The following is a 13,123-nucleotide window of genomic DNA, read 5'->3' on the forward strand; positions in this document are numbered from 1 at the left end:
GCGAATTACGGCCTTGTAGTAGAAGCAGAATTAACAAACCACTGCTGGATGTTACCCATCGCGGAGTGCGAGGTATCCAGAATCGGCTGCGGATAGAAGCCCAGCAGCACCAGCAGTACGACCAGCAGCAGGATGATGGACAGCTCACGCAGCGACATCCCCGGCAGTTCTTTAGCAGCAATTTCGCTCTTCGCTTTACCGAAGTAGGCGCGGTGCAGCATCGCCAGCGAGTACACGGAGGCGAACACCAGACCAAAGGTGGAGATGACGGTAATCATCGGAACCACTTTGAAGCTGCCGAACAGAATCATAAATTCGCCAACGAAGTTACCGGTACCTGGCATACCCAGGGTGGCAACCGCGAAGAACATGGAGAGTGCAGGCAGCCATTTCATTTTGCCCCACAGGCCGCCCATCATACGCATGTCGCGGGTATGCAGACGTTCGTACAGCTGACCACACAGGATGAAGAGACCGGCAGCGGACAGGCCGTGCGCAATCATCTGGATCACCGCGCCCTGGTACGCCAGCTGGCTACCGGTGTAGATGGCAATCAGTACGAAGCCCATGTGGGAAACGGAGGTGTAAGCAATCAGACGTTTGATGTCGTACTGCGTGAAGGCCATCCATGCACCGTAGAAGATACCGATCACGCCAAGCCACATGGCAATCGGCGCAAACTCTGCGGAGGCGTTCGGGAACAGCGGCAGGGAGAAACGCAGCAGACCGTAGGCCGCCGTTTTCAGCAAGATACCCGCCAGGTCAACGGAACCCGCCGTTGGCGCCTGAGAGTGCGCGTCCGGCAGCCAGCCGTGCAGCGGAACCACCGGCATTTTCACCGCGAAGGCGATGAAGAAGCCGAGCATCAGCAGGTATTCCACACCGTGGGACATCGGGGTCTTCAGCAGATCTTCATAGTTGAAGGTCCAGACGCCGGTGGCGTTGTAATGCACAAACACCAGCGCCAGGATGGCAATCAACATCACCAGACCACTCGCCTGGGTGTAGATGAAGAACTTGGTGGCCGCCGTGATACGCGTTTTACCGTCGGATGCCTTGTGGCCCCACAGCGCGATCAGGAAGTACATCGGCACCAGCATCATCTCCCAGAAGAAGAAGAACAGGAACATGTCGATGGCCAGGAACACGCCGATAACGCCGCCCAGGATCCACATCAGGTTCAGGTGGAAGAAGCCCTGGTATTTTTCGATTTCTCGCCAGGAGCAGAGTACCGCCAGAACGCCGAGCAGACCGGTCAGCACGACCATCAGCAGCGACAGACCGTCAATCGCAAGGTGGATCGTGATACCGAAACGTGGGATCCACGGCAGAATGAACTCAGACTGCCACTGCGGAAGGCCCGCAGACTGGGTCAATGAGTAGCCACCCTGCAACCACAGTTGCAGGCCAAGCGCGAGCGTCAATCCCATGGTGATCAGCGCGATCCAGCGCGGCATCTTCACGCCAAAGCGTTCAGTCTGCCAGCACAGGAAGCCGCCGATGAAGGGAATTAATATTAGCCAGGGTAATAACATGGCGATTTTTATTCCTTGTTAAAGTCCCTCAGGGACCGATTTTCAACGAATTCGACAAAATTCACGTGTTAGTGCGGTATGTGGTGTCGGGTGACGCTCACGCTTACCCGACCTACGGTCTCGTAGGCCCGGTAAGCACAGCGCCACCGGGCAAAAACCACTATCGCAACACCATCAGCAGCGCCAGCACGACAACCGCACCGATGCTCATGGATGCCACATACCAGCGCAGATAGCCGTTCTCGCTGTACAGCAGGCCTTTACCTGCAAAGCGAGAGAGGATCGCCGGGATATTCATCAGGCTGTTCAGCGGATCGCGCTTCAACAGCCACGCAATGCCCAGGAACGGCTTCACGAAGATCATGTCGTACAGCCAGTCGAAGCCCCATGCGTTGTACCACCAGGTGCCCAGCAGACGGCCCGGCGCGCTGTTGGCAACGGCAGTCACCAGCGTGCGTTTGCCCAGCCACAGCCATGCGGCAATCAGGATGCCCGCGATAGCCACAACGCCGGAGGTGATTTCAAGCGTCAGAACGCGACCGTGCTCAAGCTCGGTTGTTGCCGGCAGTACGCCCTGCAACGGTGGCACAATCATCGCGCCAACGAAGGTGGAGAGTACCAGCAGCACAATCAGCGGCAGGTGGTGGGTAATCCCCTTCCCTGCGTGAGCGTGAATTTGTTCTTTACCGTGGAAGACGATGAAAATCATACGGAAGGTGTACAGGGAGGTCATAAACGCACCGACCAGACCCGCAACCATCAGATTGATATGACCATTCGCCATGGCGCCCGCCAGGATTTCATCCTTACTGAAGAAGCCTGCGGTAATCAGCGGCAGTGCCGCCAGCGCCGCGCCGCCTACCAGGAAGCAGACATAGACCAGCGGGATGGACTTACGCAGTCCGCCCATTTTGAAGATATTCTGCTCGTGGTGGCAGGCCAGGATCACCGAACCGGATGAGAGGAACAGCAGCGCTTTAAAGAACGCGTGCGTCATCAGGTGGAAAATGGCTGCGTCCCACGCCTGAACGCCCAGCGCCAGGAACATGTAACCAATCTGGCTCATGGTGGAGTACGCGAGAACGCGTTTGATGTCGGTCTGCACCAGTGCGGCAAAGCCTGCCAGCACCAGCGTAACCGCACCGACGATACCCACCAGATGCAGAATTTCCGGGGTCATCAGGAACAGGCCATGGGTACGCGCAATCAGGTAGACACCGGCGGTGACCATGGTCGCGGCGTGGATCAGCGCGGAGACAGGGGTTGGACCCGCCATCGCGTCGGCAAGCCATGTCTGCAACGGCAGCTGTGCGGATTTACCCACAGCACCACCCAGCAGCATCAGCGTTGCCCACCACAGCATGTTGTTGCCTGCTTCGAAGTGCGCTGGCGCCAGTTCCACCATTTCGCGGAAGTTCAGCGTGCCCAGTTCGTTGTAGAGAATGAACAGCGCGAAAGCGAGGAAGACGTCACCCACGCGGGTCACGACGAACGCTTTCATGGCCGCTGCGCCATTCTTCGGATCGGTGTAGTAGAAACCGATCAGCAGGTAAGAGCACAGACCCACGCCTTCCCAGCCCAGATACATCAGCAGCAGGTTATCGGCCAGCACCAGAACCACCATGCTGGCGATAAACAGGTTGGTGTAGGCGAAGAAGCGGGAGTATCCCTCTTCACCGCGCATGTACCAGGAGGCGAACATGTGGATCAGGAAGCCGACGCCGGTGACCACGGAGAGCATGGTCAGAGACAGACCATCCAGCACCAGGTTGAAACCGATGTTGAAGTTACCGACCGACATCCAGTTCCACAGCGGCACGCTGTAGGCCTGACGTCCATTGTTAAAGAAATCGATACCCGCATACGCTGTCACCAGCGCAGCCAGACCGATTGAGCCAATGCCCACGGTGGCAGACAGATTCTCAGACCAGCGGCCGCGAGAAAATGCCAGCAGCACGAAGCCAATCAGCGGAAAAATAATGGTTAAGGCAAGCATGTTCATCCACGCAACTCACTTACTGAATCGATGTTCAGGTTCTGGCGGCGACGATGGAGCTGCAGCAACAGCGCCAGGCCAATACTCGCTTCGGCAGCCGCGAGGCTGATGGCGAGAATGTACATCACCTGACCGTCGGCCTGGCCCCAGTAGCTACCGGCGACCACAAAGGCCAGCGCGGAAGCGTTGATCATGATTTCCAGACCGATCAGCATAAACAGCAGATTGCGGCGGATAACCAGACCGGTTAAGCCCAGAACGAACAAAATCGCAGCGAGGATCAGTCCATGTGTTAAGGGGATCATGCGCGCTCCTCCGTTTTTCTTTTCGCACGGTCATCAGTGCGGTTGCTCAGCACCTCACCAACACGTTCTTCGCGACCGACGTGGAAGGCAACAACCAGGCCCGCCAGCAGCAGCATAGAGGCCAGTTCAACCGCCAGAACGTACGGACCAAACAGCGCAATACCAACAGCCTTGGCGCTGATTGGCGTGCCGTCAATGCCCTGGTCGTTAACGCCCAGAATAGCGTAAACAATCACCACCAGCATGATGGCCGACAAAATTGCCGGGCCAATCCACACCTGCGGTTTTAACCATTGACGTTCCTGTTCAATTTCAGAGCCGCCCAGGTTGAGCATCATCACCACGAACACGAACAGCACCATAATGGCACCCGCGTAGACGATAATTTCCAGCGCACCGGCGAAGTGCGCGCCCAGCGCAAAGAACACCCCGGAAATAGCCAGCAGCGAAATGATTAAATACAGCAACGCATGCACCGGATTGGTGTGCGTGATCACTCGCAGCGTAGCCAGGATGGCGATAAGGCCACAGATATAAAAAGCGAATTCCATTGCCCTCTCCTTACGGTAACAGGCTCTTGACGTCGATAGGCTTAGCTTCGTTCTCTGCTTCGCCCTTATCTTTGCCGTCGATTGCCATACCCGCCATCCGGTAGAAGTTATATTCCGGGTATTTGCCCGGACCGGAAATCAGCAGATCCTCTTTCTCGTACACCAGGTCCTGACGCTTGTACTCACCCAGCTCGAAGTCTGGAGTCAGCTGAATCGCCGTGGTTGGGCACGCTTCTTCACACAGACCGCAGAAAATGCAGCGTGAGAAGTTGATGCGGAAGAACTCAGGGTACCAGCGGCCGTCTACCGTCTCGGCTTTCTGCAGAGAGATACAGCCTACCGGACACGCTACCGCACACAGGTTACAGGCTACGCAGCGCTCGGAGCCGTCCGGGTCGCGCGTCAGCACGATACGGCCACGGTAGCGCGGCGGCAGATATACCGGCTCTTCCGGATACATCCGGGTTTCGCGTTTGGCAAACGCGTGCAGGCCGATCATCCAGATACTGCGTACCTGGGTGCCAAAGCCTACGAGTAATTCTTTTAAGGTCATGATCTCAAAGCCCCTTATGGCTGCTGCCAGAGAATGACAGCCGCCGTTACCAACAAGTTGACGAGCGTCAGCGGCAGGCACACTTTCCAGCCGAAGGACATTACCTGGTCATAACGCGGACGCGGTAAGGACGCACGAATCAAAATGAACATCATCATGAAGAACGCGGTTTTCAGCGCGAACCAGATGAACGGCGGTAAGAACGGGCCATGCCAGCCACCAAAGAACAGCGTTACCATCAACGCGGAAATGGTGACGATACCGATGTACTCGCCCACGAAGAACAGACCGAATTTCATACCGGAATATTCAATGTGGTAACCGTCGGCCAGTTCCTGTTCGGCTTCTGGCTGGTCAAACGGGTGACGGTGACACACCGCCACGCCCGCGATAGCAAAGGTCACAAAACCAAAGAACTGCGGGATAACGTTCCAGATGTCGGCCTGGTTGTTGACGATGTCGGTCATGTTGAATGAACCGGCCTGCGCCACCACGCCCATCAGGGAGAGTCCCAGGAACACTTCGTAGCTCAGCGTCTGCGCGGAAGCACGCATCGCACCCAGCAGCGAGTATTTGTTGTTACTGGACCAGCCTGCGAACAGCACCGCGTACACCGCGAGGCCTGCCATCATCAGGAAGAACAGAATGCCGATGTTCAGGTCAGCCACCACCCAGGTCGGGCTGACGGGAACGATAGCAAACGCCAGCAGCAACGAGGTAAAGGCGATCATCGGCGCCAGCGTAAAGATCACGCGGTCCGAGAAGCGCGGAACCCAGTCCTCTTTAAAGAACATCTTGATCATGTCCGCCACCAGCTGGAGTGAACCACCCCAGCCCACGCGGTTCGGTCCGTAACGGTTCTGGAACAGACCGAGCAGACGACGTTCACCAAAGCTCATGAACGCGCCGCAGGTGACGACCACCAGCAGAATGACGACCGCTTTCAGAATGCTCAGCAGGATGTCGATAAGATCCGGCGTTAACCAACTCATGCTTTTGCCTCCTGAAGGTTATCAAGATGCGCACCCGCCAGGACCGGCGCGATGCCAGGCATACCCATCGGCAGACCCACCTGCCCTGCTGACAGGCTTTCAGAAATAATCAGCGGCAGGCTGATTGTCTGGCCGTCGTAGCTAAAGGCAATGTTCGCACCCGCGTTAACGCCAAGCTTCGCGGCATCCGCCGGGTTGAGCTTGATGTACGGCTGCGGCATACGCTGCTGGAATACCGGAGAACGCTGGGACATTTCGTCGCTACCGAACAGATGGTAGTACGGCGCAATACGCCAGTGGCCTTCCTGAGCCTGGAAACGTTCCGGAACGGTAGAGAAGAAGTCCAGACCGGTTTCGGAGGCTTCAAACAGACGCACGCCCGGATCGCCGTGGCGCAGATGACCACCCACTTCAGCCTGGAATTTGTTCCATGCCTGTGGGGAGTTCCAGCCCGGTGCCCATGCAAACGGGATTTGCGAACGCGGCGCAGACGGCTGGTTGTTCCCTTCCATCGAGAAGGCGAACATGGTGTCTTTATCCTGCGGCTGACGCGGTTCGTGCACGCTGATGTTGGCACGCATCGCAGTACGACCGCTGTAGCGGTGCGGCTCACGCGCCAGTTTCTGGCCGCGAATACGGAAGCTTGCGTCAGGCGCGGCGTCTTTAATGCCCGCCAACTGAGGCAGTTTCTCAACAACCGCGTCGATAACGTGGTCGAGCTGCGTCCAGTCCACTTCACGGCTCTGCACGGTGCTGTGCAGAGAGTGCAGCCAGCGCCAGCTTTCCAGCATCACGGTGTTGCTGTCGTAGTAGGCCGGGTCATAAACCTGGAAGAAGCGCTGTGCGCGGCCTTCATTGTTGATCACCGTCCCGTCGCTTTCTGCGAAGCTTGCAGCAGAGAGCACGAGATGCGCTTTGTCCATGATCGCGGTGCGCTGATGGTCGATAACCATCACCAGCGGTGCTTTGGAGAGCGCGGCGTCAACGCGAGCGGCGGAAGCGTGGCGATGCAGGTCATTTTCCAGCACTACCACCGCATCAGCAGAACCGGATTCCAGTTCGCTTAACGCTTCTTCCAGCGAGCCGCCGCCAATCATGCCCAGTCCGATGCTGTTCACCGCACGGGCAATCATGGTCACACCGACGTCAGCGCCACGGCCCTTCAGGGCTTTGGCAACGTTCGCTGCGGCCTGAATGATTTCAGCGCTACCGGCGTTGGTACCGGAAATGATCAGTGGTTTCTTCGCCCCCGCCAGCGCCTGAACAATCACGTCGACCTTGTTCTGCAGGTCGCGATCCAGTTCAACGGCCGGCGAGTTGCTGTCCAGCGCGTGGGCAATGGCAAAGCCGAGGCGCGCCTGATCTTCAACCGGTGCGCAGTAGGTCCACGCGGCGATATCGTCCAGACGGGTGTTGTCGACGTTAGTCACAAACAGAGGATGCTTCGCGCGCTGGCCGATGTTGAGGATCGCCGCAATCTGCCAGTCAGCCACTTTCTGCGCCGCTGCCATTTCACGTGCTTTACCCTTCACCGCCTGACGAACCGCCAGAGCCGCGCGTGCGCCGGTCTGCGTCAGGTCTTCCCCGAGCACCAGAACCGCATCATAGGATTCGATTTCGCGCAGCGCAGGCGTGTGTATACCGCCCTCACGCAGCACTTTCAGCACCAGTTGCAGACGTTCCTGCTCGCCATGGGCGATACCGGTATAGAAGTTTTCCGCCCCAACCAGCTCACGCAGTGCGAAGTTGCTTTCGATGCTGGCGCGCGGGGAGCCGATGCCGATCACTTTCTTCGACTGGCGCAGAATATCTGCCGCGCCCTGCATCGCCTGTTCAGCGTTGAGGGTAATGACGTCGTCGCCACGGCGCTGAACCGGCTGACGCGGACGGTCTTTCAGGTTCACATAGCCATAGCCAAAACGACCGCGATCGCAGAGGAAGTAGTGGTTAACGGTACCGTTGTAACGGTTTTCGATACGACGCAGTTCACCGTAACGTTCACCCGGGCTGGTGTTACAGCCGAGGGAGCACTGCTGGCAGATGCTTGGCGCAAACTGCATGTCCCATTTACGGTTGTAACGCTCGGAGTGGGTTTTATCCGTGAACACGCCGGTCGGGCAGATTTCTACCAGGTTACCGGAGAATTCGCTTTCAAGCGTACCGTCTTCCGGACGACCGAAGTAAACGTTGTCATGCGCGCCATACACGCCCAGATCCTGACCGTCTGCATAATCTTTGTAGTAACGCACGCAGCGGTAGCAGGCGATGCAGCGGTTCATTTCGTGAGAGATGAACGGCCCCAGATCCTGATTTCGGTGGGTACGCTTGGTAAAGCGATAGCGACGGAAGCTGTGACCGGTCATGACGGTCATATCCTGAAGGTGGCAGTTACCACCCTCCTCACACACCGGACAGTCGTGTGGGTGGTTGGTCATCAACCACTCCACTACGCTTTCGCGGAACTGTTTGGCTTCTTCGTCATCAATCGAAATAAAAGTGCCTTCGGTGGCTGGCGTCATACAGGACATCACCAGTCGACCACGCGTGTCTTCCGCGTTTTGATATTGCTTCACCGCACACTGGCGGCAAGCACCGACGCTGCCCAGCGCCGGATGCCAGCAAAAGTACGGAATATCGAGGCCAAGAGACAGACAAGCTTCCAGCAGGTTGTCCGCCCCGTTGACTTCGTATTCTTTGCCGTCTACATGAATCGTAGCCATTAGCATGCTTCCAGTTGGCTCGGCCGAAACCGAGCGTTAATCAAAATTCTGTTTTTACCAGCGTGCTTTCAGCAGGTTCGGCTGAATACCATTGATAGAATGGGTATTGCTGAACGGCTGCTTGATGCCTGCTTCGAATTCGTCGCGGAAATATTTAATCGCGCTCTGCAGCGGCTCGACGGCACCCGGTGCGTGGGCACAGAAGGTTTTACCTGGCCCTAAGAATCGACACAGTTGCTCAAGTGTCTCGATATCGCCAGGCTGGCCTTCGCCACGTTCGATAGCGCGCAGGATCTTCACGCTCCACGGCAGACCGTCACGGCATGGTGTACACCAGCCGCAGGACTCGCGGGCGAAGAACTCTTCCAGGTTACGCACCAGGGATACCATGCCGATCTCGTGGTCGACGGCCATCGCCAGCGCGGTACCCAGACGGCTGCCTGCTTTACCAATGCTTTCGAACTCCATTGGCAGGTCAAGGTGGGCTTCGGTTAAGAAGTCTGTCCCTGCCCCACCCGGCTGCCAGGCTTTGAATTTCAGGCCATCGCGCATGCCGCCGGCGTAGTCTTCAAGAATTTCACGTGCGGTGGTGCCGAACGGCAGCTCCCAGACGCCAGGATTCTTCACGCGACCGGAGAAGCCCATCAGCTTGGTACCGGCATCTTTACTTGATGAGATGCCCTGATACCACTCCACGCCGTTCGCAAGGATAGCCGGAACGTTACACAGGGTTTCGACGTTGTTTACACAGGTCGGTTTACCCCACACGCCGGAGCTTGCCGGGAACGGTGGCTTGGAGCGCGGGTTCGCGCGGCGGCCTTCCAGGGAGTTAATCAGCGCGGTTTCTTCACCGCAGATATAACGCCCGGCACCGGTGTGCACGAACAGCTCGAAGTCAAACCCGGTGCCCAGGATGTTTTTACCCAGCAGTCCGGCTTCAGTGGCTTCGGCAATCGCGCGACGCAGGTTTTCAGCCGCTTCGATGTATTCACCGCGCAGGAAGATGTAGCCACGGTACGCTTTCAGCGCGAACGCTGAGATCAGCATGCCTTCCACCAGCAGGTGCGGCAGCTGTTCCATCAGCAGGCGGTCTTTATAGGTACCCGGCTCCATTTCATCGGCGTTACACAGCAGGTAACGGATGTTCATGGATTCATCTTTCGGCATCAGGCTCCACTTCAGACCGGTGGAGAAGCCCGCACCGCCGCGCCCTTTCAGGCCAGAATCTTTTACCGCATTAACGATGTCGTCTGGCGCCATGCCGCCGAGGGCTTTACGCGCACCGGCATAGCCGTTTTTGCTCTGATATTCGTCGAGCCAGACCGGCTGTTTGTCATCGCGCAGACGCCAGGTCAGCGGATGCGTCTCAGCAGTACGAATTACAGTTTTCATTTGTACTGCTCCAGCAGGTCAGGAATCGCTTCCGGCGTCAGATGGCTGTGAGTGTCCTCATCAATCATCATGGTCGGTCCCTTGTCGCAGTTACCCAGGCAGCAGGTTGGCAGCAGGGTAAAGCGTCCGTCGAACGTGGTCTGGCCCGGCTTAATATTAAGTTTCTTCTCAATCGCAGCCTGAATGCCCTGATAACCGGTAATGTGGCAGACAACGCTGTCACAGTAGCGGATCACATGGCGGCCGACCGGCTGACGGAAGATCTGGCTGTAGAACGTGGCTACGCCTTCTACGTCACTTGCCGGAATGCCCAGCACTTTTGCGATCTCATAGATCGCCCCATCCGGCACCCAACCACGCTGTTTCTGTACGATTTTCAGCGCTTCAATGGACGCCGCACGCGGGTCTTCGTAGTGGTGCATCTCGTGCTCAATGGCGGCACGCTCTGCTTCACTCAGCTCAAAAGCCTCGGTTTGTGGTTGTTGATTCTCGTGCATAATTAGCGGTCCACATCTGACATAACAAAATCGATACTACCCAGATACACAATCAGGTCGGAGACCAGACTGCCGCGAATAGCGGCCGGGATCTGCTGCAGGTGCGCAAAGCTTGGCGTACGCACGCGGGTACGGTAGCTCATGGTGCTGCCGTCGCTGGTGAGGTAGTAGCTGTTGATACCCTTGGTCGCTTCAATCATCTGGAAGGATTCTTGTGCCGGCATGACCGGGCCCCAGGAAACCTGCAAGAAGTGGGTGATCAGGGTTTCGATATGTTGCAGCGTGCGCTCTTTCGGTGGCGGCGTCGTCAGCGGGTGATCCGCCTTGAACGGGCCTTCCGGCATGTTGTTGAGGCACTGCTCAAGGATGCGCAGGCTCTGGCGCAGCTCTTCCACTTTCAGCATCACGCGGGTGTAGCAGTCGGAAACGCCGCCGCCAACCGGGACTTCAAAGTCGAAGTTCTCGTAGCCAGAGTAAGGACGGGCTTTACGCACGTCGAAATCAATACCGGTCGCACGCAGGCCAGCACCTGTGGTTCCCCACTCCAGCGCCTCTTTCGCGCCGTAGGCAGCAACGCCCTGGGAGCGGCCTTTCAGGATGGAGTTACGCAGCGCGGCTTTCTCGTAAGACGCCAGACGTTTCGGCATCCAGTCGAGGAATTCACGCAGCAGGCGGTCCCAGCCGCGCGGCAGATCGTGCGCCACGCCGCCGATGCGGAACCAGGCCGGGTGCATACGGAAACCGGTAATCGCTTCCACCAGATCGTAGATTTTCTGACGGTCGGTAAAGGCGAAGAAGACCGGCGTCATCGCGCCGACGTCCTGAATGAACGTGGAGATGTACAGCAGGTGGCTGTTAATACGGAACAGTTCAGACAGCATCACGCGAATCACGTTAACGCGATCCGGGACGGTGATGCCTGCCAGTTTCTCAACGGCCAGCACGTATGGCATCTCGTTTACGCAGCCGCCGAGGTATTCGATACGGTCAGTATACGGAATGTAGCTGTGCCAGGACTGACGCTCACCCATCTTCTCGGCACCACGGTGGTGGTAGCCAATGTCAGGCACGCAGTCGACAATCTCTTCGCCGTCAAGCTGAAGAATAATACGGAATGCACCGTGCGCAGACGGGTGGTTTGGACCGAGGTTAAGGAACATGAAGTCCTCGTTTTCGGTGCCGCGCTTCATGCCCCAGTCTTCCGGCTTGAAGGTCAGCGCTTCCATCTCCAGATCCTGCTTGGCTTTGGTCAGCTCAAACGGGTCGAATTCGGTGGCGCGTGCCGGGTAGTCTTTACGCAGCGGGTGGCCGGTCCAGGTCTGCGGCATCATGATGCGCGTCAGATGGGGGTGGCCGTCGAAGGTCATGCCGAACATTTCCCAGGTTTCACGCTCGTACCAGTTAGCGTTTGGGAAAAGTTTGGTGATCGTCGGCAGATGCATGTCGTTTTCAGACAATGCCACCTTGAGCATGATATCCGTGTTGCGGTCTATTGAGATCAGGTGGTAGAAAACGGAAAAATCCGCAGCAGGGAGACCCTGGCGGTGCGTTCTCAGACGTTCGTCCATGCCGTGTAAGTCAAACAGCATGACGTAAGGTTTTGGCAATTTCTTGAGGAAATCGACAACTTCCAGTAATTGCTCACGCTTCACCCAAACAACGGGTACCCCGGTGCGGGTGGCCTGAACAGTAAAGGCATCCGGCCCAAAACGGTTGCGCAGTTCGCCAATGACGGGGTCATCGAGATGATCCCGGGTCTGCCAGGCGGCTTCTTGCGCGGTTAAGTCGGTCATATTGTTCACCATTGCAAATGGTCCGTGGTGACTGTTAAGCCTGGCTTCGCGCTATTTGAGTAGTGATATGCGAAGGTGTTCTCCAGGCCCACAGGCGCAAATTAAATTTCGTCAGGCGTACGCAGGTTGGTGACGGCAATACGTTCACCACGTTTACGCTCGCGCTCAGACTGCATGTTCGCGCGATAGACACCTTGATCGCCAACAACCCAGGAGAGCGGACGGCGTTCTTTACCGATTGACTCCTGCAGCAGCATCAGCGCCTGCATATAGGCCTCTGGACGCGGCGGGCAGCCCGGGATGTACACATCCACCGGAATGAACTTATCAACGCCCTGCACAACGGAATAAATGTCGTACATACCGCCGGAGTTTGCACATGCGCCCATGGAGATTACCCATTTTGGCTCCAGCATCTGGTCATAAAGACGCTGAATAACCGGTGCCATCTTGGTAAAGCAGGTCCCGGCCACCACCATCAGGTCAGCCTGACGTGGAGAAGCACGCAGTACCTCGGCCCCAAAACGCGCAACGTCATGCACCGCAGTGAATGACGTCACCATTTCAACGTAGCAGCAAGAAAGGCCAAAGTTGTATGGCCAGATGGAGTTCTTACGACCCCAGTTGACCATATCGTGCATGGCATGTTCGAGCTTGCCCATGTACACGCTTTTGTTGACTTCTTGCTCCAGGGGGTCGGTTACGATCTCCTGTTTTTGCAGGGGGTAACGGTCATTCTCACCGTTAGGATCTATGCGGGTGAGCGTATAATCCATCTTATTGCCTCGC

Annotated in this window: 11 protein-coding genes; all 11 read right to left on the reverse strand. The window is 57.1% G+C overall.

The features are described 5' to 3' along the window. Positions 1 to 5: 5 nt before the first annotated feature. A complete protein-coding gene (gene nuoM / locus ACOTZP_RS14450; RefSeq protein WP_023300624.1) occupies positions 6 to 1,535 on the reverse strand; it encodes an NADH-quinone oxidoreductase subunit M in 1,530 nt (509 codons plus the stop codon). Positions 1,536 to 1,695: 160 nt separating this feature from the next. Continuing rightward, entirely contained in the window at positions 1,696 to 3,537 is a 1,842-nt protein-coding gene (gene nuoL, locus ACOTZP_RS14455; protein ID WP_022648827.1) for an NADH-quinone oxidoreductase subunit L, read from the reverse strand. After that, positions 3,534 to 3,836, reverse strand: coding sequence for an NADH-quinone oxidoreductase subunit NuoK (gene nuoK, locus ACOTZP_RS14460; protein ID WP_006176506.1), 303 nt, complete (start codon positions 3,834 to 3,836; stop codon positions 3,534 to 3,536). Before nuoK ends, nuoL begins: the two co-directional genes overlap by 4 nt. Then, positions 3,833 to 4,387, reverse strand: coding sequence for an NADH-quinone oxidoreductase subunit J (gene nuoJ / locus ACOTZP_RS14465; protein ID WP_006176507.1), 555 nt, complete (start codon positions 4,385 to 4,387; stop codon positions 3,833 to 3,835). Before nuoJ ends, nuoK begins: the two co-directional genes overlap by 4 nt. Before the next feature lie 10 nt (positions 4,388 to 4,397). After that, a complete protein-coding gene (gene nuoI, locus ACOTZP_RS14470; protein WP_003861491.1) occupies positions 4,398 to 4,940 on the reverse strand; it encodes an NADH-quinone oxidoreductase subunit NuoI in 543 nt (180 codons plus the stop codon). 14 nt (positions 4,941 to 4,954) lie between these two features. Then, positions 4,955 to 5,932, reverse strand: coding sequence for an NADH-quinone oxidoreductase subunit NuoH (gene nuoH / locus ACOTZP_RS14475; protein ID WP_022648828.1), 978 nt, complete (start codon positions 5,930 to 5,932; stop codon positions 4,955 to 4,957). After that, positions 5,929 to 8,652, reverse strand: coding sequence for an NADH-quinone oxidoreductase subunit NuoG (gene nuoG, locus ACOTZP_RS14480; protein ID WP_271075021.1), 2,724 nt, complete (start codon positions 8,650 to 8,652; stop codon positions 5,929 to 5,931). The genes nuoH and nuoG overlap by 4 nt, the downstream gene beginning before the upstream one ends. 54 nt (positions 8,653 to 8,706) lie before the next feature. Further along, entirely contained in the window at positions 8,707 to 10,044 is a 1,338-nt protein-coding gene (gene nuoF / locus ACOTZP_RS14485) for an NADH-quinone oxidoreductase subunit NuoF (RefSeq protein ID WP_006811381.1), read from the reverse strand. Continuing rightward, positions 10,041 to 10,541, reverse strand: coding sequence for an NADH-quinone oxidoreductase subunit NuoE (gene nuoE / locus ACOTZP_RS14490; protein WP_006176513.1), 501 nt, complete (start codon positions 10,539 to 10,541; stop codon positions 10,041 to 10,043). Before nuoE ends, nuoF begins: the two co-directional genes overlap by 4 nt. A gap of 2 nt (positions 10,542 to 10,543) precedes the next feature. Further along, a complete protein-coding gene (nuoC, locus tag ACOTZP_RS14495) occupies positions 10,544 to 12,346 on the reverse strand; it encodes an NADH-quinone oxidoreductase subunit C/D (protein ID WP_003861484.1) in 1,803 nt (600 codons plus the stop codon). A gap of 89 nt (positions 12,347 to 12,435) precedes the next feature. Then, positions 12,436 to 13,110, reverse strand: coding sequence for an NADH-quinone oxidoreductase subunit NuoB (gene nuoB / locus ACOTZP_RS14500; RefSeq protein ID WP_003861482.1), 675 nt, complete (start codon positions 13,108 to 13,110; stop codon positions 12,436 to 12,438). Positions 13,111 to 13,123 lie beyond the last annotated feature (13 nt).

Source organism: Enterobacter cloacae complex sp. SYL001 (assembly GCF_049237025.1).
In the GTDB taxonomy this organism is placed as follows: domain Bacteria; phylum Pseudomonadota; class Gammaproteobacteria; order Enterobacterales; family Enterobacteriaceae; genus Enterobacter; species Enterobacter intestinihominis.